Below are 23,839 nucleotides of genomic sequence, written 5' to 3'. Positions count from 1 at the left end.
CATTTAGGAGGACTTGTTTTTATTGTAAATGTCAAATGCGACCGCAAGCAGCAGCACGAGCCCCTTAATTCCCTGCTGATAATCAATACCGAGACCGACGAGTGACATCCCGTTATTCATGACCCCCATAACAAGGCCGCCAACAATTGCTCCAATGACCGTTCCGACACCACCTGTTGCTGAGGCGCCTCCGATAAATGCGGCAGCAATCGCATCAAGCTCGAAGTTCACACCGGCCTTTGGTGTCGCAGCATTCAATCTAGCAGCAAAGACTAGACCAGCTAGTGCAGCCATTACGCCCATATTTACGAACACCCAGAACGTCATTTTTTTCGTTTTTACCCCTGATAGACGCGCGGCCTTCTCGTTGCCTCCAAGGGCATAGATATGTCTACCCATCACAGTTCTGCGCATCATAAAGGTATAGAAGGCAATTAAAGCAAACAGCAAGATGAAGATATTAGGCAAGCCCTTATAGGAGGCTAAGATAATCATAAAGTAGTTAATAATCGCCACGATCAGCACTTGCTTCGCGATAAACATACCAAAAGGGAGCACCTCCAGCTGGTAGCGCTGATCTATCATCCGCTTTCTCCATTCCATTAACACGAACAGCAGCGACAAGCCCACACCGATCATAATCGTTAGCAAATGCGTGCTGCCACTTGAAAAGTCAGGCAGGAAGCCGGTGCTTATTGCACGGAAGCCATCCGGGAAAGGTGCGACAGATTTGCCATCAAGCACAAGCATCGTCAAGCCGCGGAACAGCAGCATTCCTGCGAGCGTAACGATAAATGACGGTATTTTTACGTAGGCCACCCAAAAGCCTTGCCACGCCCCGACCGCTGCACCGATCAGCAGCGAAAGCACAATCGCTACACCAAAATGTATGTTGTAATTGACCATCATAATCGCTGACACCGCACCGACGAAGGCAGCGACAGAGCCAACAGACAAGTCGATATGACCAGTAATAATGACGAGCAGCATCCCGATCGCCAAGATGAGAATATAGCTATTTTGCAGAACTAGATTGGTAATATTAAGCGGCTTAAGCAAAGTGCCGTCTGTAATAATTTGAAAAAATAGCATGATAAGTGCTAAAGCAATAAACATCCCGTACTGTCTTATGTTGCCAACAAATAACCTCTTAACGGTATCCAGCATCGGTTAATCCCTTCCCTTCGTCATGTACTTCATAAGCAGCTCCTGTGAGGCGTCTTCACGACCCACCTCTCCTGTAATTCGACCTTCATTCATTACGTAAATGCGATCGCACATGCCGAGCAGCTCGGGCAGCTCGGAGGAAATCATCAATACACCCTTGCCTTGTGCCGCAACATCGTGAATAATCGTATAAATTTCGTATTTGGCACCAACATCGATGCCGCGCGTCGGCTCATCGAGAATAAGCAGCTCCGGATCTGTAAATATCCATTTACTAAGGACAACCTTCTGCTGATTACCGCCGCTCAGGTTACCTGTCTTCTGATGCACGCTTGGCGTCTTAATCGCCATCTTCTCTCTAAAGCTTTCGGCTTCAATGAGCTCCTGATGATCGTTCACCAAATAGCGCTTCGATATTTTCTTTAAGCTAGCAAGCGTGATATTGCGCTTAATATCCTCCATAAGAATAAGACCGTACTCCTTGCGATCCTCTGTTACGTAGGCAATACCGTGCTCGATCGCCTCCGTAATGGTATTCAGCCTGAGCGGTTGTCCGTTCTTAGACAGCTGCCCGCTAATTTTTTGACCGTAGCTTTTTCCAAACAGGCTCATCGCGAATTCCGTTCTTCCCGCCCCCATTAGCCCGGCTATACCGACAATTTCGCCTCTTCGTACATGTAGGCTTGCTTGATCGACGATTTTCCGCTCCGCCTGTGTCGGGTGATATACGGTCCAGTCCTTAACCTCAAAGAAGGCTTCTCCAATATTCGCTTTACGGTGTGGATAACGATGGGTCAGATCGCGTCCAACCATCCCTTGAATAATCCGTTCCTCGGTAATCTGCTCAAGATGTACATCAAGCGTCTCGATCGTTTTCCCGTCTCTAAGTATCGTAATCGAATCAGCAACCTTCATAATTTCGTTCAGCTTGTGAGAAATAATGATTGAGGTGATCCCTTCCTTCTTGAAGGCTAGCAGCAGCTGCAGCAGGTTTTCACTATCCTCTTCATTCAAGGCTGCAGTAGGCTCATCTAGGATGAGCAGCTTTACTTCCTTAGATAATGCCTTGGCGATCTCGACGAGCTGCTGCTTACCAACACCAAGTGAGCCGGCACGTACAGACGGTGATTCCTGTAAGCCAACCGTCGTTAAAAGCGCTCTTGTATCAAGCTCTGTCTTATACCAATCTATTAATCCTCTAGCTACCCGCTCATTGCCTAGAAATATATTCTCTGCAATCGAAAGCTGCGGAATTAAAGCCAGCTCCTGATGGATAATGACGATCCCCTTCGCTTCGCTGTCCGTAATCGTGCGAAACTGGCAGAGCTGTCCCTTAAAAAGTATCTCTCCCTCATAGGAGCCGCTTGGGTACACACCTGACAGCACCTTCATCAGGGTAGATTTGCCCGCGCCGTTTTCTCCCATTAAGGCGTGTATTTCGCCTTCCTTTACCTGCAAATTTACGTTTTCAAGCGCCTTGACGCCTGGAAACTCCTTCGTAATGCTTCGCATTTCCAATATATAATCAGACACTGTACTCACACTCCTGTCGTTATACTCAGTGAGACAGAAATGATTTAGCGCAGCATGTGCGCTAAATCATTCGTTCATTGCTTATCGTTGATTAATTCAGATCGCTTTCCTTGTAGTAGCCGGAATCAATCAGCACCTCTTTATAGTTCTCGATATCAACCGATACAGGCTCCAGTAGGAACGATGGAACAACCTTTACGCCGTTATCATATGTTTCTGTATCATTAATTTGCGCTTCCTTACCTTCTAGCACAGCCTCTGCCATACTTACAGCGACCTTAGCCAGCTCACGCGTATCCTTAAATATTGTAGATGTCTGCTCACCAGCAACAATTGACTTAACGGAAGCAAGCTCTGCATCCTGACCGCTAATAATCGGCATTGGCTTATCCGCTGTACCATAGCCTACGCCTTTCAATGAAGAGATAATTCCGATACTAATACCGTCATAAGGCGACAATACAGCATGAACATCCTCTGTTGTGTAATTCGCACTTAGCAGGTTATCCATTCGCGCTTGAGCTGTAGCTCCATCCCAGCGCAGCGTTGCAACTTGCTCCATTGTTGTTTGACCGCTCTTAACGACTACCTTGCCACTATCGATATATGGCTGTAGCACACTCATCGCACCGTTAAAGAAGAAGTATGCATTGTTATCATCCGGCGAGCCTGCAAACAGCTCGATATTGAATGGACCTTTGCCATCCTTCAAACCAAGCTTATCCTCTAGGTAGGAGGCCTGCAGTACACCAACCTTAAAGTTATCGAAGGTTGCGTAGTAGCTAACATGCTCGGAATTGCGAATAAGTCGGTCATATGCGATAACTGCTATATTCTCATCCGCTGCTTTTTGCAGTACATCCGTTAACGATTCACCGTCGATCGCTGCGATGACAAGCACCTTAACGCCCTTCGTAATCATGTTCTCGATCTGAGAGACTTGGTTCTCGATGACATCCTCTGCATATTGCAAATCTACTGAATAGCCAAGCGCTTCAAATTCCTTCTTCATGTTCGCCCCGTCATTCACCCAGCGCTCAGACGACTTTGTTGGCATTGCAAGCCCAACACTGCCCTTGCTTCCACCATTACTGCTGCCGCCATTGCTTCCACCGTTGCTTTCCTTTTGACCATTTCCAGCGCATGCAGCCAATACGACAGCCAGCATAACAACGAGCACACTTAACCACATTTTTTTCATCTCGACGATCCCCTCTTTCATTTGAATTCATCCCCATTGTACCGAGGGTTCCAGTTTATGTATTTCGAATGAATTAACCAGTTTTTATAAAAATTTAACTACTTCGATTTAAAACAAAACACCCCTTGAGCTTCGAACTGGATTCATTCGAATGAGCTCAAGGGGTATTTGTTCTCTTACGCATTGCTTAGCAGGATGTATCGTTTAGGAGTTTAATAATATATACGATTAATAAAACTCGATATCGATGCTTTTCCTTTGCTCGTCAGCAAGCTTTGGCATCCTCACTTCAAGCACACCATTTTTATATACTGCACTAATCCCATCTTGATTGACAGCGCAAGGCAGCGACACCGCACGCTCGAAACGGCCAACAACCCGCTCTTGCCTATGCATATGCTTTTCCTTCCCTTGATTCGAGTGCTTCACCGTGCCCGTAATGTGCAGCATATGGTCATCCATGCTGATCTGCACATCCTCTTTACTTTCTATACCAGGTAGATCACACGTCGCAATGACTTCATCGGCTGTTTCATATACATCTACACGAACACTGCCAAAAAGATAGTCACGGCTTATCGAAGAGAATTCCTGGAATATGCTATCTACTTCATGCCTAAATTGATTAAGCTGACGAAACGGATCATATGGCCATTGCGCCATAGCAAACGCCTCCCTTTTTCCTACTCTTAAAGTGACTTCTGAAAAAACTATATGCAGCATGCAAAAAAAGGTTAAAAAAATAGGCAGGAACATAGCACAAGTGCCGTTCCATGCCTATTGAGATCATTTGTTTACATTTATTTGTTATTTGTAGCTTGTTATTTGTTTATCGAGTGCTGCAGCACAGCTCCTGTTGCTTTCTTCAATAGAAGCACAAACAGTGCACCGAATAGCAGTAAAACACTCGTAACAATGAATAGCGTCTCAATGGAGGTTTGCAGCAGACCTAAGCCTGAAGAGCCTGCAACAACTCCTAAGGAGAAGAATGCATAGAAATATCCGTAAGCCTTACCTCTGTTCTCATTGTTCGTGCCGCGCATGAGCAGTACATTAATGGAAGGGAACAAGAAAGCGAAGCCGACACCATATAATGCGAGCACTCCGTAATAAACACTCACACTCTCAATCATTGCGAGCAAAAGCTGACTAATGCCAAGTAAGGATAGCCCTATAATTAAGCTGTAATGCGCAGGGATACGGTCGAATAAATTTTTAGTCCTCATGACGAAGATAAATACAACAACTAGACCAAACACACTTAGCAGCGTTCCACTAAATCTAGAGTCGTAGCCGAACTGTGCTACACGCAGCGGCAGCAAATAAGCTAGCGCCCCTTGTGAGAACATAAGTAGAAAAGCGCCTAAGAAAGAGAAGACCACCGGACGATTCCATGTAAATGGCTGTGATTCCTTCTTCTCCTTGTTAAATACGATATTACGCAAGTAAATTAACGTAATGATCGCAAGCAGTATTCCAAACACAGCCACGCATATAAATACGGTTGGAGCTGACGTTCTCGCTGCAACGATCCCGCTAAACGCTGGACCGACAATTGCGGCGATCCCTACAAATGCGCCCGTCACTGCATTTTGACTACCAGCTTTCTCTGCCTTACTCTGATTCGCTACAAAGGTAAAGGCAGCCGGTACGATAAATCCTCCGATAAACCCGTGAATAAATCGAACCGTTAACAGCGCAGCTGGTGTGCTTACAAAGCTATAGGATACAAGAAGTATGCTTGTTCCGACCAGCCCAACCGTCAGCATCTTAAATGCACCGAAGCGGTCTGTAAAGAATCCCGCTAATATATTTCCACCTGTATTAGCCAGTGAATATGCCCCTACGATAAAGCCTGCAACGGTCAGTGAAGCTCCTAACGACTCTGCAAAGGTACTCATAACGGGCAATTGCGTAAACAGATCAATAAAGGTGAAAAATATAATGCTATACACGACCCATAGTAACGGTATCGGCTTTGCAAGCAAGGACTCTTCATGCTTTTTCAAGTACCGATCGAACACAAAGTTTCCAAGTGGAATAAATGCTACAAGAACTGCGAGCAAGCTCCAATAGGGCTTCCATCGTATAAACAGCTGCGCAACAACGATGGAAATCGCATAAACAGTAAATATAAATCCATGAATCGCACCAACGATTGTAACGGCTAGTGGCATACCAGCCCAATATTTAAGAGGCATAGCGATGCATAGCAGCACAAGCAAGGATAAGCCATCCATAAGACCAAATAAACGTAAAAAACGTATTGGAAGTTTTTGATTTCTCATCTAACCATGTCCTTATCATCATATTTACTCTATTATAAAGGATTTAGCGCGAGAAAATATCACAATTGATAAACATTTTCATGCCAATATGATGACTTTTAAGCGAACAGCTTCACAAATTGCTTGGTAATTGCTCAATGTACTGCTTGAAAATGGTTCATCCACTCCCGAATAGATTCATCTAGCACGACCGGCTCGTCATAGCCGTAAAATAATACCTGTAGGCCGTTGTCGAGCATCGTATAGGAATAGGCAATGGGCTCGCCATTGAAGATATATAGTTTATAATAATTCTGTTGATAGCCATTATTGTTATTGGAGCTAAGCTTTGGCTCACCTTCTTGAAGCAACGTAACGAGCTCGTTACTTCGAGCTGCATCAAGTACAACTAAAGGAGCTTTCCCATCCTCCAGGCTATACCACTCTATCTTTTCAATATTTTTCTTCATGCCTTCGCTAAAGCTTGTTTTGAATGGATCCCGCTGGTCATTGGCTACATATAGACGGTAACCGTTAATGCTACGCTCATCAATTGCTGCAATCAGCACAGTGGTATCGTAGCCTTCTACCCGATACAGTTTCGTGCCAATGTCGAGATAAGCTGCATCTCCTGGCTGAATGCGATAGCTAGCATTGGTCACGACGTCACCTACTTTAAATTTTACCTCACCAACGACCTCATCCGTTACTAAAGCAGGGTCAGCGATTATCGCATTATGCAGCCCTGTGTACTGATTATTCTTTAGCTTAACAAAATCCACCCAGTCAATCGAAGCTTGAGGAACGCCTTTTATTGGATTTAGATATAGAATTCCTCGACCTCCGCAGCTGAACAAGGCAATGATCAGTACTACTGCAACGATCAATAGTATAGCGAGCTTCCTTTTCAATATCCTCAACTCCTATTCAGGAACTTCTCCTTCATCTAAAATTCCGATGTTATAAGTCTAGACGATACATACTCCTACGAGGTTACAGTGCTATCGTTAGACCAGTGTCATGGACTGTAGCTGTAGCTGTCGCTTCTAGATTCATTCCCAATTTATGATTACTATTATGGTGATCGTAGAAGGATGTCGGATTATCACTTTTTTTACATTTGAATTCAACATTTATATACAAAGTTCAGCCTAGAAGCTGTGGTGATTTTCGTTTATAGTAAAGACACGGGCTTGTACCCTTCTTTTCATTTTACCTTCTCTACGATACTCTCTATGGAATATAGCTTCTATTCCTTATGTATTTCTCTTCTAATTGACTAAAGTATAAGATTAGCTTTCTAGCTTTATACATACGTTCACCTTCGATGTACTTTTACCTTCAATGTAAGACAGCACTTCCATTCATCAGACTGTCATTCATCAATCCATCAAACCATCTGCGTATTTCTTAACACTTCTTAAGCATCGTTACCGATCTTAAATAACCGCCAACTGTTTTCAAGCTATGTTCAAGATAACTTGATCTATCTCAATCTCATTCTCAGTCTATTTTCATATCTATTACATATCTACTCGCTTTTTACAGTTTCCATTATCTCTCTTGAAATATCATCAGATTTTCATTTTACTTTTAGACTAAATATAATATAATACTTAGTATAAGTTCACTTATAAATTATTTCGGGAGGGATTAGCATGACAGATATTAACAAAAAACTTACAACAGCATTTGGTGCTCCTGTGGCTAACGACGATGATTCATTAACAGCAGGTCCTAGTGGACCGGTTCTACTTCAAGATGTATGGCTTCTTGAAAAGCTGGCTCATTTTGATCGCGAGGTTATTCCTGAGCGTCGTATGCATGCTAAAGGCTCCGGTGCTTTCGGTACATTTACAGTCACTAACGACATTACTAAATATACAAAGGCAAAGCTCTTCTCAGAACTCGGCAAGCAAACCGATGTATTTATTCGCTTCTCTACTGTTGCAGGTGAGCGTGGTGCCGCTGATGCTGAGCGTGATATTCGTGGTACAGCGATTAAGTTTTACACTGAAGAAGGCAACTGGGATATTGTAGGTAACAACACACCAGTATTCTTCTTCCGTGATCCTAAGCGTTTCCCTGATCTTAATCACGTTGTAAAGCGCGACCCTAAAACAAATATGCATAACCCTCAAGCGAACTGGGATTTCTGGACTAGCCTTCCAGAGGCACTTCATCAGGTTACGATCGTTATGAGTGACCGTGGTATCCCTGCTTCCTATCGTCAAATGCATATGTTCGGAAGCCATACGTTCAGCATGTACAACGAAAACAACGAGCGTGTATGGGTTAAATTCCACTTCCGCAGCGAGCAAGGCATTCATAACTTAACCGATGAGGAAGCAACGAAAGTTGTCGGCCAAGACCGTGAATCTCATCAAAGAGATCTATTCAACGCAATTGAAGAGGGCAATTTCCCTAAATGGAAAATGTACATCCAAGTGATGACTGAAGAGCAAGCGAACAATATGCCATACAATCCGTTTGACTTAACAAAAGTATGGTATAAAAAAGACTTCCCTCTCATCGAGGTTGGTGTGCTTGAGCTTAACCGTAACCCTGAAAACTACTTTATCGACGTAGAGCAAGCAGCATTCTCTCCTGCGAGCGTAGTACCAGGTATCGGCTTCTCACCTGATAGAATGCTTCAAGGTCGTCTGTTCTCTTATGGTGACGCTCAACGTTATCGTCTAGGAACAAACTACTGGCAAATTCCAGTAAACTATCCGAAAAACGTTGCAAACTTCTGCCCGTTCCATCGTGATGGTGCTGGTCGTGTATATCAGAACAATCCAAGCGTTCCATACGCTCCAAACAGCTATAATCAAAATGAAAGCAGCAAAGAGCATCAAGAGCCTGCTCTTGACCTATTCGGTGCTGCAGATCATTGGAACTTCCGTGAGGATGATGACAACTACTACGAGCAACCAGGTAAATTGTTCAATCTTCTATCCGCTGAAGAGCAGCAAAGACTGTTCGCTAACACGGTAGCTGCTATGCAAGGAACAACGAAGGATATCAAATTGCGCCATATCAACAACTGCTACAAGGCTGATCCTGCATATGGTGAAGGTCTGGCAAATGCATTTGGTATTGCACTAAGTGAAGTTGAAGCAGCTGCAGGCAGTAATTAAGCTAATGCTGAAGCTAGAAGCTTCTAAGCTTCTCGGTATATAAAAAGGATGGATTTCTCGTCATTGTGAGCTGACGGAGAGATCCATCCTTTTTTCTTGCCGCTAAATTATGTTACTTCATTGTGAAAAAAGCGAATAAATAAAGGACTTTAGTAGCATTTTGTAGAATAAATTAAGGTGAGATAGGTTGATTTCACTGTATTTTGCAACTTTCCGTAACATTTGTTAGTCTAATATCGGGGTATGTTATGATTATAGAAAACTTTAACCTAGAAAGGGGTATTTCTCCTTGTCCAAGCTTACAAAAACGGTAATCGTGCTTGGCTTCTTAGGCATCATATTATCGAGCTGTTCAAGCGCTGTAAATAATACACCTGCTAATAAAGCGCAAAATCAGCCTTCGGAAGTACCATTAACGGTTGATCAAATTGAATCTGACATTCTACTTATAGAAAATAATGGAATTTCTGTTACAGGAGCACTTCAAAAAGATGCAGAGATTATTGTACCTATCACCGTGCATATAGATGATAAATCGAAAACGTACCAATGGCAAAACGTTGCTGATCCAGAATACTACCCCAAGCTTATTGTGGACGATCTCAATCAAGATCAACAGGATGAGATCTATCTATTCCTAACAAAAGGCTACGGCACAGGTGTTATTGACACACAAATCCATATTCTACGTAAAGATTTTTCAGAAATTACCGCACCTAATCCATCCGTAGATCTAAAGGACAAGCTGCAATCTTCCGTAGAAGAGATCGATAGCGAGCAACACTATACTTTAAAACTACAGAATAAAACCTATACGTATACCTTCAAGCACGATGAAGCTGCGATGTGGTTCGAAGAGGTTGTTGTCGGCAAAACAACGACATACCGAATCGAAAACGGTCAGCTTATCGTATCGTTATCACTGCAGGTTGCTCCTACCCTTACAATCGGTATGCTGGAGATGAGCTATGAGTTGCTGGAGAAGCAGTTTAAGCTCGCACAAATCAAACTCGTGTAGAGGTTGTTTATAAAGTACGACTTTGATTTCGGTGTATAGCGCTGATGCATATTCGACTTCGAATATGTAGTGCTACCGAAAGGTTATGCTTCCGTAGTATGTTTTCTACGAAAACATTTTAGGTGCTCACGTATTAAAAACATACGCTGTGCTCCTCGCTTTTTAGTATCCAGTCATCTTCTTGGAACTGAAAGCCGAACTTTCTAAACTACATTTGCAAAGATGTTCAAAAAGTCCAGCTTTAATTACGAGGTAATCCGTTGTCGTTTATTCGACATCGAATATGTAGTGCTACCGAAAGGTTATGCTTCCGTAGTATGTTTTCTACGAAAACATTTTAGGTGCTCACGTAGTGGTACCTACGCTGTGCTCCTCGTTTTCTACTAGCCCTCCATCTTCTCGGTACTGAAAGCCGAACTTTCTAAACTTCGACTAACAAAACCCTCCTGCTGACCTTGGCCAGCAGGAGGGTTTTGTTTATTCACTAAAATCAAGGTTGGATGGCTGCTTCGGAAGTGCGTCTAGTGCCATCATATTGGTTACTGGTGTTCGATGATCGACTGCTTCAAACTTAAAGCCGTCTGCCCATACCTTACCCTTGCCGATAAGCAGCACCCCGAAGTGAATCGACGCACTTTCCTCGGGCACATCGAGCACTATTGAATAATGGTTCCAATCCGTAGAGCCAACGATTGGTCGATTCTCCATATTATCAAATTGAATTGGATCGCCAGCAGCACTGTCCACTCTGCACCATGCTGCACATCGTGCCGCATTCTCCGATTTCAAATAGCAGGACATTTTGATACGTTTGCCTTTATAATCATCTGCAAGAAAGCTTTGCATCATTGTACCGAATTGGCCTCCAGATTCATCCACTTCCTCTATCGAATATAGAACGCCTGATTTTTTTCCTGAATGAAAAATCTTTTCATCTACGCCAAAAGCATAACTCCCTGGATGTGAACCACTTAAAAACCAACCTTTTGCTTGCTTGTCATCATTGCTCATACCATTGTCCTCCGTTCCAATTAACGTGCTCATTATTTTTCGATATTTACCTGGTGGCATCGCATACAGCTCACGAAATGATCGAGTAAATGCTTCTTGTGACTGGAATTGCAGCTCAATAGCAATATGGAGTATCGGCTCATCCGTGTGCATAAGCAGCATCGCTGCAAGGGCTAGCCTTCGTACTCGAATATATTCACTAATGGCTAGGCCTGTTTCTTGCTTAAATATCCGTGTCAGATGAAACTTTGAATATCCTACTAGCTCTGAAAAGTCGTCTAAGTATAAGCTGCTGGTCAGATGCTCCTCAATATATTGAATGGTTCGCTGCGTAACGTTACTATATTTCATTCGCTCACCTCATCCTTATCATAACGTATCCGAACAAGATCGTTTTGATATAAATTGCTATGTTTTTGACGAATATTCGAGCGCTTGCTGTAAACAATAATGACAGCTAAACTCAATCATCGACTGTGAGGAAAACCTAATGAGAGAGCAATATTCATTTGCAGATCTGAACGATCAACCAGAGCTGCTTGAAGATCTTCAACAGCTTGAACAAAAAATTGAACAACAGCTAGGCAGAACCGTGAATTTAATTGCTTTTACTCCCGATTCTTCTATTGAATCAGATGTATCCAATGAGCAGCATGATCCAGATGACCAATCTCCATAATTAAAGGGTACGCCAATTCAGCAGCAGTTGAATTGGCGTACCCTTTTTTAGAATGACTGTCCTATGTTTTGTCGTTAATTTTCGTATGCAATAAACGCTACTTGATCTTTACCACAGCTCTCACATACTAGCAAATGAGGACATACCGGTTCATTAGCCGTATGAGGATAGCCATCCCCCATCTTCACGGTCTCGTCATCATTATAATGACCGTAAGGGTCAAGAAAATCGCTAACTTTGCCTGCATCGGTCATCTGAGCACGGCATACCGGACATTCATCATTTATTTGCCGTAGTGCATTACATAAAGGACATACTGCCATCGTTCATTCCTCCGGTAGCATCATGATGTAAACATGCAGGTTTAGTATATCCTTCTTTGTAGCTTGCATACGAGCATAATCATGTCTTATCGTGTGTCATTAAACCTTCTTCGATTTTATAAAATCCTGCTTGTACAAGCCATGCTTTGTACAATAGAAGTAAAGCGTACCGCGAGTCTGAATCGGCATGCGGAACTCTGCATTCTGCTCCGGATACAGCTTAATGAGGTTCATACGGTCATACGTAACGAACGCTGCGAAGGAGATATAGTGCTCCTTGCTCATCTCATGCTCCAGCGTCATATAATAGTCATTGTCTACCGCTTCTGCTTGTACTTGATGCTCAGCCTCTGCAGGTTGAGCCTTGAGTGGTTCTACAATTCTACCGCAGCAGGATAGTGTTGGATGGCCAGTACTCGTCATGACATTCCCACAATCTGTGCATACATAAAAGTTAATTGATTTCATATTTCCACGATCCTGTTCATTAGGTTTTAGATCCCCTTCTAATAGCTTATCGACATGAACGCCCAATATCGCAGCCAGCTCACTTAGCAAGGACACATCAGGGCAGCCTAGGCCGCGTTCCCATTTTGATATTGTTTTATCGCTAATATTCATCTGATCGGCTAGCTGCTTCTGCGTCATTCCTTTTTCTTTTCGTAATTGAAGAATTAGTGCACCGACTTTTACGCAATCCACCGTTCATTCACCTCCAGCTTCTCCATCATAACGCGAACCGATGCTCGCGCTCAATCAACGCTTCGTAGAGTTTACCGCTATATATCACAAAACAGGAGCTATACCATGCTAGCTCCTGTTTTCATTCGATATTTCCTGTTTAACTTTTCATCAGTATATCACACGTTCTGACTGATGCATTCTGAATCAATAGCTTATGCTCCTGTGCAGATACGTATCAATCACTCGTTAGCTCTCGCACCTCAATTGGAAGAAGCATTTGCTTTAAGCGGTCACGGTGCTGCTCGTACTGTACCGGCAGCATTAGCTTGCTGCCCATCGTCTCTGGCGATTCATCATAAGCAAATCCTGGCGGATCGGTCGCAATCTCAAACAGAATGCTGCCCGGCTCGCGGAAATAAATTGCATTGAAATAGCTGCGATCTCGCACATCTGTCACATGCAAGCCAAAGCTCGATACGAACTCCTGCCATGAGCGTTGATCTTGATCGTCCTCCGCTCTCCAAGCGATATGGTGGACGGTGCCTGGCCCCATCTTACCAAGCTGACCCTCGGTCATTTTTATATCGATGATGTTGCCGATCTGTGCAGTAGAAGCATATCTAGCATATACCCCATCCGTTCCAATTGCTTGAAGTCCAAGCACATCGGACAGTACAGTCGCTGTATGCTGCGGACGACTGGAATAGAGCACTGCACCACCGAAGCCTTTAATAGCTACATCCTTCGTAACTCCTCCGAATGTCCAGTGATTTAACGGACCTTCTTCACGCTCGACCAGCTCGAGATGCAGTCCATGAACATCGTCAAACTGCAGCAAGGTTTCGCCAAATCGCTCTGCCACGACATAAGGAATGTTAAAAGACGTTAGACGTTGCTTCCAATATTCAAGTGCGCCGACAGGAATGGCATACGTCGTAACTCCAACCTGACCATCGCCAATGACCCCAGGATGTGCGTTAGCCCATGGGAAAAACGTGATGATCGTCCCTGGACTTCCAGCTTCATCCCCAAAGTATAAATGATAGGTGCCTGGATCATCGAAGTTAACGGTTTGCTTCACTAAACGCAAGCCAAGCACACCTGCGTAAAAATCGATATTCTCCTGTGGATGCCCGACAATGGCAGTAATATGGTGTATGCCAGCAGTATGCTTCTTCATATATTTCATCATCTCCAATACGGTTTGAAAGCTTCTATTCACATGAAGCTTCCCCCATTATAAATATTCCTTTTCCAGCTTCAACGTACTGCGAACGGTGTCTATCGGTCGAACTAATCGTTCGATCTGCTCGCGCTGCGGCTCTAAAAACGGCGGCAAGGATAGCTTTTCACCGAGTGTCTCATAAGGCTCATCACCTAAGAAGCCTGGTCCGTCTGTTGCCCATTCGAATAAAATCCCCGGTGCAACACGCACATATAATGATTCAAAGAAGAAGCGATCGACGTGACCTGAGTTCGGGAATCCGAAATCGCTCATTCGTTTAATCCAATCATGTAGTACGCTGTTGTCCTCTACACGGAACGCAGCATGATGCACAGTCCCGAAGCCTTGTCGTCCAGGTGGTAGAACAATATTGTGTTCGACAATGACCTGGGCACCATTGCCCCCTTCGCCAGTCTCATATAGATATAACGAGCCTTCCTTCGCTACCTGACGCATCAGCAATACCTTTTCTAGCAGCTCCTGCATGTATTCAATTTTCATAACGCGTATATGAATCGGCCCAAGGCCTGTAATTGCAAATTCAAGCGGTACGGGACCGTTCTGCCACGGCGTACCAGAGGCAACGCCTTCGTTATGCTCATCGGATACAAGCATATATTGCTGATCATCAAAATCAACAAAGGACAATACTTTTTTGCCAAAAAGCTCCTCGATGCCTGTATGCTTGACCTCATATTTGTCGAAGCGTTTAACCCAGTACTCAAGTGCCGCATCGGTAGGCACGCGAAATGCTGTTTTATAAATTTCGTTCGTACCATGTGTTCCCTTTGGAATGCCTGGAAAATCAAAAAACGTCATATCTGTACCAGCTGAGCCGGTATCATCGGTAAAGAATAAATGATAGGTCTGAATATCATCCTGATTGACCGTTTTCTTTACGAGACGCATGCCAAGCACATACGTAAAAAATTGATAATTTTTCTCGGCACTGCTTGTAATGGCAGTAACATGGTGAATACCTTTTAATGGACTAATCATTTGTTTTTCCTCCAATATTATATGTCTTAATTTTAAGATATATATCCAAAAAAAATGTTACCCTTGCTTATTATGTTCAACTAGCGACCAATAAATAATCTTTAATTTAAGATAATTGTAGCATCTTTGTTTTCTCTCGTCAACCGTAAAGGCGCAGCAGATTATCTGCTGCGCTCAAGACTTCATATACGTACGTACTATATGGCCTCTGCCGAACGCTTAACAAGCTTCTGATAATAAGCATGACGCTCCAGCAGCTCTTGATGCGTTCCTCTTCCTGTAATCTCACCGTTTTCAAGTACAATTAATTGATCGGCATGTGTAACCGTAGATAGTCGATGCGCGATAATGATTGTCGTTCTTCCCTTCATCGCTTGCTGTAATGCTTCCTGCACATAGGCTTCCGACTCATTATCTAAGCTAGATGTGGCCTCATCCAGCAGTAATATTTTTGGATCTCGTAGTAAAGCTCTCGCAATGGCAATTCTTTGACGCTGCCCTCCAGATAGCTTAATACCAGCTTCCCCAACCTGAGTGTCGAGCTGCTCCTCTAGCTTGCTTACAAATTCCCAAGCGTTTGCATTTTTCAGTGCTGCAATGATCTCTGTCTCACTCGCGCTCGCATCACCGTAAGCGACATTTTCACGTATAGTTCCGTTCGTTAGTGGGCTTTCCTGTGATACATAGCCAAACAGCCCGCGCCACTCTGTAAGCTTAATCTGATCAATCGGCTGTTCTCCGAACATAATACTGCCTCCTGCCCGTTCATAAAAGCGCTCAAGCAAGGAAAAGATCGTCGTCTTCCCGCCGCCGCTCGTACCAACAAGCGCCGTCGTTTTGCCGTAAGGGATATGAAGAGACAGCTGATCGAAGATTTCCTTCTCATCGTATCGAAAGTTAACCTGATTGAATACGATATCTCCTTGCTTCGACTTCAGGCCTTCACTTCCAGACGACTCAACTGGCTGCTCCAGTATCTCGTGCAGACGCTCTGTCGCTCCTAAAGCCTTCTGGAAGGAGGTGAAAAAGGTCGCCATCTGCGTGAATGGAACGACGATCTGAACGAGATAGAACATAATAGCGACAAGTGCACCCGCTGTTACAGCACCAGACGCTACCTGTGCTCCGCCATAACCAAAGATCATAATAAGGACTAGCATAATAACGAGTGTCATAACCGGAGACAGAATCGATAATATTTTTGCTTCCTTTAGCCCGAAGCGATACAAATTATGAATTTGCTGCTGTCCCTTCTTATTTTCTGTCTCCTCTGCTTGATAGGACTTTACAAGACGAATATTGGTAAGGACACGTCCTAGATTAGCTGTGAAGTTTGCCATCTCATCCTGATTCGCAAGAGAAATTTTATTCATCTTCTGCCCAAGCGGCAGCAGTACAATAATCGATAATGGTACGGCGACCAGCATAAGAAGTGTCATTCTCCAATCAATCCATAGCAGAATCGCTACAGAGCCAACAACGGAAAGCATACCTGTAAAAAATGAAATAAAGTGCTGGGTAATCAGTTCCTTAATTACATTGGTGTCTTGTGTAATGCGGCTCATCGTTTCGCCTGACTCATGCTGATCAAAATAAGTAATACGCAAACGCAGCACATGTGACCATACTCGCTGTCTGATCGCTGCTACGATCTTACCACCAATCGCCGACATCATGTAAAAGGCAACACCTGATATCGCCGTCTGTACGATCAGCGCAAGTCCCACGAAAATCAGCGACAGCCACGACATGCCCTGCTCTGCAAATGAATTGACGACGTTCATCGTCAGTAAAGGCACCGCTAGTCCAAGCCCTGTTTCTATAATGCCTAGCAGCACGGCGATGATGATCATCCATGTTGGAGGATTGGCCTCCTTCATAAGCCTCAGCAGCTTACTCGGTTGAAATGCAGCCTTACTCATCGTTATTCCCTCCTAGTATGGACTTCTTCATAATTCGTTCAAGCCACTGCTCTTCTTCCTTTGTAAATGGCATATGAAAAAGCGATTCGTCAATTTCTGTTCCTTCATCTATCTGCTTTGACGCTTCAATAATACGAGTAAGTAGATGCTCGGGTATAATGGAAACCATCTCTTCAACAATAAGGAGAACCTCTTCATCCGGCAGCTGCTTGCGGTATGCTTCCTTCAGCTTCAACGTCGTTTCCAAATGATGTCTCGTGTAATCTGTAATGTTTTCCTTATACAATTGCTCTAGCTCATCTACCAAATCTTCAGGCAGAAGCGTCTTGAAGTAGGTATGCTGCTCATCGCTATGAATTAAATCATGTATGATCGATAAGAAGACGTCCGTATGAATCTCTTCCTGGTTCTCTGACAGTGTAATCGCATGCTCAAGAGTAGCAATCGTCTTTTCGATTTGTGCCTTTTTAATAAGCATCTCCTGCTTCTGCCTTACGAGCGATTTATGAAGATTAAGATCACTCGTAGCCAGCATGCTCTGTATATCCTCCAGCGGGTACCCTAAAAATTTAAAGGTCAATATTTTCTGTAAGGTGACCATATTGTCATCCTCATAATATCTTCGCCCAGATGGCGATACATAAGTAGGCTTAAGCAGCCCTTTCTCGTCGTAATAGCGCAATGTTCTAATTGTAACTCCGGTCTTTTTGGAAAATTGTCCTATCGTAAGCATTGTTTTCCCTCCCTCTCGCTTCATTATAAATGCTGACGTAACGGTAGAATCAAGCGCTATCTTTATAATTCGTTCTTCATATCTTTCGCCAAGCATTTACGCATATCGCTCGTTTAAGGTATACTATTGTTATTGGGATTGATTCTCATTATTATTTAACGGAAATACACTATTCCTATACTTAAGGAGGAGCAATATGTTTATACAGCTTCGCAAATGGATTGTAACTGAAGGGAATGCAGATAAAATACTAGAGCGATTCAAAAGAAAGCCTGAGGATGGACCTTCACTGATCGAGCAGCGTGAAGGCTTCATTGGTCGAGAGCTTCTAGTGAAGAAAACTCGTCGCGGTGACGAAGAGGTCATTATGCTTGTTCGTTGGGAGTCTGAGGAAGCGTGGAAGGCTTGGGAAAAAAGCCCCGAGCATATCGCTGGACACCGTGCAAAGTTGAAAGAAGGCGGCAAGCCTGCTCAGCCAGATTATGTAATCAGCATGGAGCACGGCGCGTACTACGTCGTAGAATAGCTCGGCAACAAGACAAGCTATTCCCTGTATCATGAATAAAGCGCAAAGCGTGCTATGTCCGCTTTGCGCTTTATTTTTTATCAAGCTCTCCTGCATAATAAAAAGCCGCGAGGCATCTGGAGCTACCAGATGCCTCACGGCTTTATTACATATTACTTCAATTCAGCAAGCACTTCTTCGATTTTAGCTAGCTCAGACTGCAAGCCACCGCCGCTTAGGTACCAAAGCGGTCCATCTAGGTATACAATACGGCCATTTTCATAAGCTGTTGTTTTCTTAATAATGTTGTTTTCCATATCAGCTTGGATGTTGGATTCTCCACCCGTTGCAGCTGTACGGTCGATAACGAACAATACTTCAGGGTTGAACTCTAGAATTGCTTCAAAGCCAAAGTCAGAGCCATGAGATGAAGACTGAATGTCTTCCGTCACTGGCTTAAAGCCATAGATGTCATAAATATATCCAAAGCGAGAATTCTGTGCGAAGCCAGACAATTTACCTTCGTTATACATCGTTACAAGAGATGTTTCAAAGTTGCCAGCTAGTGCATTAATTTCTTCAAGCGCGCTATCAAATTTAGCTAGGTAATCATCAGCTTCAGCTTTTTTATCGAACATTGTAGCTGCTACATCTACAGATGCCAGGAATGTATTCCAATAATCATCCTGCGTTGCACCTACAAAAATAACTGGAGCGATTTCTTTCAGCTCTTCATAATACGTAGATTGACGACCAGAGATAAAAATTACATCTGGAGCAAGCTCAGCGATATCTTCAAGCAATGGTGCTTTTAATGTACCTACGCTTGTATACTCATCACTTGCAAACTCTTGTAGATGTGCTGGCAAAGTAGAATCCTTAGGAAGTCCAACAACACCTTCAACACCTAGTTCATTTAATGTATCTAAGAAACCATAGTCAAATACTACAAGTTTTTCTGGCATTGTTTCAAACGTTACATCCTCATAATTAATCGTGCCTTTTGCTTCGTCTTCAGTAGATGCTACTGTAGAAGAAACCGTTAGAGGATAAGCTGAATTGCCTTGCTCATCTGCAGCTGGTTGTTCTGAAGTAACTGGTTGCTCTTCAGTCGTATTACCACCTGTCGTTTTGTTTGCTTCATTCCCCTTTTCAGTTCCACATCCAACAAGTAAAACTGAAATTGCCAAGATGGCACTTGCTAATTTCCACATTTTCATTTTATATCTCTCTCCTTATATATGTTCTATGTACCCCTACAAAAATGATAATCATTATCACTGACAACGATTCTCATTATAGATGCATTTGTCAGCATCGTCAAGTATATTTTGTAAAATTTATTTGTATCGTCATATTCTTTTCTGAAATGTTAACAATCATTCATCTATAGCTAACTAAAACTAACTAGTAACAAGCTTACTATTACAAAAGCCCCTTGCAGGTTAGATCGCTCTAATCTACAAGGGGCTATATCATTACATGAATCATTACGTATGAGAATTAAAATATATACAAATCCGGCAACCGTTCTGCTCCTGAATCGGAATATCCATGTCGTAAATGTCACGCAAAGCATCGGAGTTAATAATTTCGTGTGTTGGTCCGTCTTTTACGAGCTTGCCATCCTTCAGCGCTACAATACGATCAGAGTATACCGATGCAAAGTTAATATCGTGTAAAACGATAATAACCGTTTTGCCAAGCTCATCAACGAGTCTGCGCAAAATCTTCATAATTTGAACCGAATGCTTCATATCTAAATTATTGAGTGGCTCATCAAGCAGAATATACTCAGTATCCTGAGCAATAACCATCGCAATGAACGCACGCTGCTTCTGTCCGCCTGACAGCTCATCAATAAATTTATGCTGCATATCGCCAAGGTTCATATATTCAATCGCAGTATCCACGAATTTCTCATCTTCGGAATTCAGATGCCCTTTGGAATATGGATAGCGTCCAAAGGAAACCAGCTCGCGTACCGTCAAGCGAACACTAATATGGTTCGTTTGCTTTAGGATCGATACACGCTTTGCAAATTCACTAGATTTCCACTTCCTAACGCTGTTCTGGTCCAATAGTACTTCACCAGAATCTGCTTCTAGCAGCCGACTTACCATAGATAGCAGAGTGGATTTGCCGGCGCCGTTCGGCCCGATGAACGATGTAATCGTTTTAGGCTCAATCGTAATCGACACGTCCTCTACAACAGGCTTCTTGCCGAATCGTTTCGTTAACTCTTTGATTTGAATCATCCTGCTGCCCTACTTTCCTTCAGTAATAGATAAATAAAGTAAATGCCGCCAATAAAGTTAATGATGACACTTAATGTCGTTCGTAGCTCGAAGATATGCTCGACCAAAAACTGACCGCCAACGATCGCGATAATGCTAATTAGACTTGCCCCAAGAATAAGAACCGAGTGCTTATAGGTCGTTAAATATTGATAGGCTAAATTAGCTACGATCAGCCCTAGAAACGTAATTGGTCCAACTAGTGCTGTGGAAGTTGCAATTAAAACCGATGACAGAATAAGCACATTCATAACCATTCGATCATAATTGATACCAAGGTTCATCGCATTCTCACGACCAAGTGACATGACATCAAGCTTGCCCATCATACGATAGCCGTAAATAAACGCGACGACTAATATAGCGAGGGCGATATATAACAGATCCTTCTTCACATTAACAAAATTCGCGAATAGTCGGTTTTGTAGGCTGAGATATTCAACTGGATCAATAATGACCTGCAGAAATGTGACGAGACTGCCTAATAGTGTACCGAGAATCATCCCAATGAGCAGTAGCAAATAGATCGGGTGCTTATCTGCTCGGAATAGAAATCGGTACAGTATGAGTGCAAATAACACCATCGCAATGATCGCTGCCCCAAAGTTAAGATACTTGTTCAATACCCATACCGACATCGAGCCAGCAAAAAAGTAAATTAACGTTTGGACGACGGTATACATGGAATCCAGTCCCATAACCGATGGAGTCAGAATTCGATTGTGAGTAATCGTCTGGAATACGACCGTTGAATAAGCGATGGCGATACCTGTAAGTACCATAGCAGCTACGCGTACCATACGACGTGGAAATGCGTAATCAAAGCCGCCCTTTATATCATAAAAACCATAAAATAAGATGCAAATGATTGCTAGCACGCCAAGAGCAATAAGCTTTGTACTATTTTTTCGCATAGGCTCTCCCCCTAAATAGCATAAATAAGAAGATCGCACTACCGATAACTGCAACGGTCACATTAACTGGAATTTCGTAAGGATGAACAATGACACGCCCTAAAATATCACAAAGCAATAAAAATGCGACACCTAAAGCAGCAGTATGTGGAATCGTCTTGCGCAAGTTATCTCCCAAATATAATGACACGATATTGGGTACAATTAAACCTAAAAATGGGATTACCCCGACAGTAAGGACGACAGTTGTTGAAATAATGGCAACAAGTACGAGCCCTAGATTCAATACAAGCTTATAGCTCAGTCCTAGATTTTTCGCGAAGTCCTCGCCCATGCCTGCAACCGTAAACTTATTAGCATACAGGTAGGCAAGTATAACCGCTGGAATGCTGATGTACAGCAGCTCGTAGCGTCCTGATATCACTAGCGTAAAGCTGCCCATTAGCCAGGATGAGATATTTTGAATCAAATCATTTTCATAGGCGAAAAATGTCGTAACTGACGAAAGAATATTACCATACATAATTCCGATTAGCGGAACAAAGATGACATCCTTGAATTTAATGCGATCAAGAATTTGCATAAAGACTAACGTTCCGACTAAAGCAAAGAGAAAGCTAAATATAATTTGCTGCGTATACGTTACATTCGTGATAAACAGCATCGAAATTAATATCCCGAGCTTTGCTGCATCTAATGTACCAGCTGTCGTTGGTGAAACGAATTTGTTACGGCTTAAAGATTGCATGATCAATCCCGCAATACTCATGCCTGCGCCCGCCAATATAATCGCCATTAAGCGTGGAACCCGACTAATGAGAAAGATTTCAATTTTATCTGTGTTCCCATTAAACAGATCACTCAATCTAATATCGATTGCACCGATAAATAGCGATATACATGACAAGACCGCAATGGCAATCATTAACATCCAAAGTCTCATACGTCATCCTCATCATGTATTTATTATTTCAGTATGAAAATTGAAAACGATTATCATTCTGAGTGTACGATTTCAATTATAGTAAAAACAGGCCTTAAAATCAATGACTAGCTTGTTACGATGCAATGCCATCCTTTGGATTTGCTTTATATGCGTACATATTTTTGAGATTAGTTAACCATGCTAAGTCATAGGTCTAAGGAAAGGAGCGCAACGTAACATGAGTGATAGAAACTATATTCATAATGATCATGAACGCACAGACAATAATGGCCAGCGAAAAAACAAGGTACATGGCGGGGAATTCCGCAATGGACGTTTAAGCCAAATCAAGAATAACAATCCGCAAGGCGAAGACGTGCCGAATGAATTTATTAGCCATCGAGATCACGAATAGCATGATAAAGCTCGGCTGCAAAGCAGCAGTCGAGTTCAATTATAATTAAAAGCTAAATAAAAACTAAGGAGCGATACATACGATGAGTCATCGTTTTGAGGGTAAGGTTGTATTAATTACTGGCGGAGGATCTGGACTTGGTCAAGCCTCTGCCGTGCAGTTAGCTAAGGAGGGAGCGAAGCTTACCTTAGTCGACCTCAGCCAGGAGGGTTTAGAGGCTTCCAAGAAATTAATCGAGCAGGCTGCGCCGCAGGCTGAAGTACTGTTAATTACCGCAGATGTTTCTAATGAACAAGCGGTTCAAGACTTTGTTAATCAGACGGTTCAGAAATTCGGTCGTATTGATGGCTTTTTCAACAATGCAGGCATTGAAGGCAAGCAAAATCTAACCGAGGATTATGGCATTGAAGAGTTCCGTAAAGTTGTCAATATTAATCTAAATGGTGTTTTTTACGGGCTAAAATACGTGCTTGAAGTGATGAAAAAGCAAGGCTCCGGTGCGATTGTAAATACGGCTTCTGTAGGAGGCATCCGTGGAGTGGGCAATCAATCTGGCTATGCAGCAAGTAAGCACGGCGTAGTAGGCTTAACTCGCAACTCAGGCATTGAGTATGGGGAGTTTGGTATAACGATTAATGCCATTGCGCCAGGGGCAATTATGACGCCAATGGTGGAAAATTCTTTAAAGCAAATAGATCCCGTGAACTGGGAAGAAGCAGGTAAGCAGTTTGTTTCAAGCAATCCGATGAAGCGCTTTGGTAAACCCGTGGAAGTAGCTAATCTCGTTGCCTTTCTATTATCGGATCAAGCTTCCTTTATTAATGCGACAGTTATTCCTATCGATGGTGGTCAATCGTATAAATACTAAGATTGCCTCTTCA

The 23,839-nt window shown here is 43.0% G+C and carries 23 protein-coding genes; 6 read left to right on the top strand and 17 right to left on the bottom strand.

All coding sequences use genetic code 11. From position 1 onward, the window contains the following. Positions 1-3: 3 nt before the first annotated feature. The 6 genes from mmsB to NSQ99_RS05020 all read right to left on the bottom strand — a co-directional run bounded on the left by mmsB (position 4) and on the right by NSQ99_RS05020 (position 7,079). Complete coding sequence (gene mmsB, locus NSQ99_RS05045) at positions 4-1,167, bottom strand: multiple monosaccharide ABC transporter permease (protein ID WP_432806947.1); 1,164 nt, start codon at positions 1,165-1,167, stop codon at positions 4-6. Between the two features lie 3 nt (positions 1,168-1,170). After that, on the bottom strand, positions 1,171-2,700 hold the full coding sequence (gene mmsA, locus NSQ99_RS05040; protein WP_251669239.1) for a multiple monosaccharide ABC transporter ATP-binding protein: 1,530 nt from the start codon (positions 2,698-2,700) through the stop codon (positions 1,171-1,173). A gap of 91 nt (positions 2,701-2,791) precedes the next feature. Then, a complete protein-coding gene (gene chvE, locus NSQ99_RS05035; protein ID WP_340835484.1) occupies positions 2,792-3,901 on the bottom strand; it encodes a multiple monosaccharide ABC transporter substrate-binding protein in 1,110 nt (369 codons plus the stop codon). Between the two features lie 228 nt (positions 3,902-4,129). After that, complete coding sequence (locus NSQ99_RS05030) at positions 4,130-4,564, bottom strand: Hsp20/alpha crystallin family protein (RefSeq protein ID WP_340835482.1); 435 nt, start codon at positions 4,562-4,564, stop codon at positions 4,130-4,132. Between the two features lie 158 nt (positions 4,565-4,722). Further along, on the bottom strand, positions 4,723-6,189 hold the full coding sequence (locus NSQ99_RS05025; protein WP_340835479.1) for an MFS transporter: 1,467 nt from the start codon (positions 6,187-6,189) through the stop codon (positions 4,723-4,725). A 134-nt stretch (positions 6,190-6,323) separates the two neighbouring features. After that, positions 6,324-7,079, bottom strand: coding sequence for a hypothetical protein (locus NSQ99_RS05020; protein ID WP_251669247.1), 756 nt, complete (start codon positions 7,077-7,079; stop codon positions 6,324-6,326). A gap of 747 nt (positions 7,080-7,826) precedes the next feature. Here NSQ99_RS05020 and NSQ99_RS05015 point away from each other — a divergent pair. Beyond that, a complete protein-coding gene (locus NSQ99_RS05015; protein ID WP_340835476.1) occupies positions 7,827-9,308 on the top strand; it encodes a catalase in 1,482 nt (493 codons plus the stop codon). A 289-nt stretch (positions 9,309-9,597) separates the two neighbouring features. Next, positions 9,598-10,326 (top strand): hypothetical protein, encoded by a 729-nt coding sequence (locus tag NSQ99_RS05010; RefSeq protein WP_340835473.1) that lies wholly within the window; start codon positions 9,598-9,600, stop codon positions 10,324-10,326. Between the two features lie 477 nt (positions 10,327-10,803). On the opposite strand, the gene NSQ99_RS05005 is transcribed toward NSQ99_RS05010, so the two are convergent. Continuing rightward, a complete protein-coding gene (locus NSQ99_RS05005; protein WP_251669253.1) occupies positions 10,804-11,688 on the bottom strand; it encodes a helix-turn-helix transcriptional regulator in 885 nt (294 codons plus the stop codon). 139 nt (positions 11,689-11,827) lie between these two features. On the opposite strand from NSQ99_RS05005, the gene NSQ99_RS05000 reads away from it, so the two are divergent. After that, the gene (locus tag NSQ99_RS05000; RefSeq protein ID WP_251669255.1) at positions 11,828-12,016 is read left to right on the top strand and encodes a hypothetical protein; all 189 of its coding nucleotides are present in this window, start codon (positions 11,828-11,830) and stop codon (positions 12,014-12,016) included. Between the two features lie 74 nt (positions 12,017-12,090). On the opposite strand, the gene NSQ99_RS04995 is transcribed toward NSQ99_RS05000, so the two are convergent. From NSQ99_RS04995 to NSQ99_RS04970, 6 genes are all read right to left on the bottom strand, one after another. After that, entirely contained in the window at positions 12,091-12,339 is a 249-nt protein-coding gene (locus NSQ99_RS04995) for a hypothetical protein (protein WP_251669256.1), read from the bottom strand. Between the two features lie 99 nt (positions 12,340-12,438). Beyond that, complete coding sequence (locus NSQ99_RS04990) at positions 12,439-13,041, bottom strand: helix-turn-helix domain-containing protein (RefSeq protein WP_251669257.1); 603 nt, start codon at positions 13,039-13,041, stop codon at positions 12,439-12,441. A 217-nt stretch (positions 13,042-13,258) separates the two neighbouring features. After that, positions 13,259-14,203 (bottom strand): ring-cleaving dioxygenase, encoded by a 945-nt coding sequence (locus tag NSQ99_RS04985; protein WP_251669327.1) that lies wholly within the window; start codon positions 14,201-14,203, stop codon positions 13,259-13,261. Between the two features lie 57 nt (positions 14,204-14,260). Next, entirely contained in the window at positions 14,261-15,244 is a 984-nt protein-coding gene (locus tag NSQ99_RS04980) for a ring-cleaving dioxygenase (protein WP_432806949.1), read from the bottom strand. Between the two features lie 200 nt (positions 15,245-15,444). Continuing rightward, positions 15,445-17,169 (bottom strand): ABC transporter ATP-binding protein, encoded by a 1,725-nt coding sequence (locus tag NSQ99_RS04975; protein WP_340835469.1) that lies wholly within the window; start codon positions 17,167-17,169, stop codon positions 15,445-15,447. Next, positions 17,162-17,902 (bottom strand): MerR family transcriptional regulator, encoded by a 741-nt coding sequence (locus NSQ99_RS04970; RefSeq protein WP_340835468.1) that lies wholly within the window; start codon positions 17,900-17,902, stop codon positions 17,162-17,164. The genes NSQ99_RS04975 and NSQ99_RS04970 overlap by 8 nt, the downstream gene beginning before the upstream one ends. 196 nt (positions 17,903-18,098) lie before the next feature. Between NSQ99_RS04970 and NSQ99_RS04965 the strand changes: the two genes are divergently transcribed. Next, positions 18,099-18,428, top strand: a complete 330-nt coding sequence (locus tag NSQ99_RS04965) for an antibiotic biosynthesis monooxygenase family protein (protein ID WP_251669261.1) — start codon at positions 18,099-18,101, stop codon at positions 18,426-18,428. Positions 18,429-18,580: 152 nt separating this feature from the next. Here NSQ99_RS04965 and NSQ99_RS04960 read toward each other — a convergent pair whose 3' ends face one another. The 4 genes from NSQ99_RS04960 to NSQ99_RS04945 form a co-directional block, all read right to left on the bottom strand. Continuing rightward, a complete protein-coding gene (locus NSQ99_RS04960) occupies positions 18,581-19,627 on the bottom strand; it encodes a siderophore ABC transporter substrate-binding protein (RefSeq protein ID WP_251669263.1) in 1,047 nt (348 codons plus the stop codon). Positions 19,628-19,897: 270 nt separating this feature from the next. Continuing rightward, positions 19,898-20,665, bottom strand: a complete 768-nt coding sequence (locus tag NSQ99_RS04955) for an iron ABC transporter ATP-binding protein (RefSeq protein WP_340835464.1) — start codon at positions 20,663-20,665, stop codon at positions 19,898-19,900. Beyond that, positions 20,662-21,618 (bottom strand): iron chelate uptake ABC transporter family permease subunit, encoded by a 957-nt coding sequence (locus NSQ99_RS04950; protein WP_251669267.1) that lies wholly within the window; start codon positions 21,616-21,618, stop codon positions 20,662-20,664. The genes NSQ99_RS04955 and NSQ99_RS04950 overlap by 4 nt, the downstream gene beginning before the upstream one ends. Beyond that, positions 21,605-22,561, bottom strand: a complete 957-nt coding sequence (locus NSQ99_RS04945) for an ABC transporter permease (RefSeq protein ID WP_340835461.1) — start codon at positions 22,559-22,561, stop codon at positions 21,605-21,607. Before NSQ99_RS04945 ends, NSQ99_RS04950 begins: the two co-directional genes overlap by 14 nt. Positions 22,562-22,781: 220 nt before the next feature. Between NSQ99_RS04945 and NSQ99_RS04940 the strand changes: the two genes are divergently transcribed. Both NSQ99_RS04940 and NSQ99_RS04935 read left to right on the top strand, forming a co-directional pair. Beyond that, positions 22,782-22,958: a hypothetical protein gene (locus tag NSQ99_RS04940; RefSeq protein ID WP_251669271.1), complete on the top strand. Its 177-nt coding sequence runs from the start codon at positions 22,782-22,784 to the stop codon at positions 22,956-22,958. An 82-nt stretch (positions 22,959-23,040) separates the two neighbouring features. Then, the gene (locus tag NSQ99_RS04935) at positions 23,041-23,826 is read left to right on the top strand and encodes a glucose 1-dehydrogenase (RefSeq protein ID WP_340835455.1); all 786 of its coding nucleotides are present in this window, start codon (positions 23,041-23,043) and stop codon (positions 23,824-23,826) included. Positions 23,827-23,839 lie beyond the last annotated feature (13 nt).

It is taken from the genome of Paenibacillus sp. FSL W7-1287, assembly GCF_038004245.1.
Classification (GTDB): domain Bacteria; phylum Bacillota; class Bacilli; order Paenibacillales; family Paenibacillaceae; genus Pristimantibacillus; species Pristimantibacillus camelliae.
Note: the sequence above shows the minus strand (reverse complement) of the source record. Positions and strands in the feature narration are given on the sequence as shown.

Bases quoted from the DNA above. Each gene is read 5' to 3' on its own strand.
- NSQ99_RS04945 (WP_340835461.1), bottom strand. From the start codon at position 22,561: ATGAGACTTTGGATGTTAATGATTGCCATTGCGGTCTTGTCATGTATA.
- NSQ99_RS05005 (WP_251669253.1), bottom strand. From the start codon at position 11,688: ATGAAATATAGTAACGTTACGCAGCGAACCATTCAATATATTGAGGAG.
- NSQ99_RS04935 (WP_340835455.1), top strand. From the start codon at position 23,041: ATGAGTCATCGTTTTGAGGGTAAGGTTGTATTAATTACTGGCGGAGGA.
- NSQ99_RS04950 (WP_251669267.1), bottom strand. From the start codon at position 21,618: ATGCGAAAAAATAGTACAAAGCTTATTGCTCTTGGCGTGCTAGCAATC.
- NSQ99_RS04975 (WP_340835469.1), bottom strand. From the start codon at position 17,169: ATGAGTAAGGCTGCATTTCAACCGAGTAAGCTGCTGAGGCTTATGAAG.
- NSQ99_RS04995 (WP_251669256.1), bottom strand. From the start codon at position 12,339: ATGGCAGTATGTCCTTTATGTAATGCACTACGGCAAATAAATGATGAA.
- NSQ99_RS05025 (WP_340835479.1), bottom strand. From the start codon at position 6,189: ATGAGAAATCAAAAACTTCCAATACGTTTTTTACGTTTATTTGGTCTT.
- mmsB (WP_432806947.1), bottom strand. From the start codon at position 1,167: ATGCTGGATACCGTTAAGAGGTTATTTGTTGGCAACATAAGACAGTAC.
- NSQ99_RS05030 (WP_340835482.1), bottom strand. From the start codon at position 4,564: ATGGCGCAATGGCCATATGATCCGTTTCGTCAGCTTAATCAATTTAGG.
- chvE (WP_340835484.1), bottom strand. From the start codon at position 3,901: ATGAAAAAAATGTGGTTAAGTGTGCTCGTTGTTATGCTGGCTGTCGTA.
- NSQ99_RS05015 (WP_340835476.1), top strand. From the start codon at position 7,827: ATGACAGATATTAACAAAAAACTTACAACAGCATTTGGTGCTCCTGTG.
- NSQ99_RS04955 (WP_340835464.1), bottom strand. From the start codon at position 20,665: ATGATTCAAATCAAAGAGTTAACGAAACGATTCGGCAAGAAGCCTGTT.
- NSQ99_RS04940 (WP_251669271.1), top strand. From the start codon at position 22,782: ATGAGTGATAGAAACTATATTCATAATGATCATGAACGCACAGACAAT.
- NSQ99_RS04985 (WP_251669327.1), bottom strand. From the start codon at position 14,203: ATGAAGAAGCATACTGCTGGCATACACCATATTACTGCCATTGTCGGG.
- NSQ99_RS04960 (WP_251669263.1), bottom strand. From the start codon at position 19,627: ATGAAAATGTGGAAATTAGCAAGTGCCATCTTGGCAATTTCAGTTTTA.
- NSQ99_RS05000 (WP_251669255.1), top strand. From the start codon at position 11,828: ATGAGAGAGCAATATTCATTTGCAGATCTGAACGATCAACCAGAGCTG.
- NSQ99_RS04970 (WP_340835468.1), bottom strand. From the start codon at position 17,902: ATGCTTACGATAGGACAATTTTCCAAAAAGACCGGAGTTACAATTAGA.
- NSQ99_RS04965 (WP_251669261.1), top strand. From the start codon at position 18,099: ATGTTTATACAGCTTCGCAAATGGATTGTAACTGAAGGGAATGCAGAT.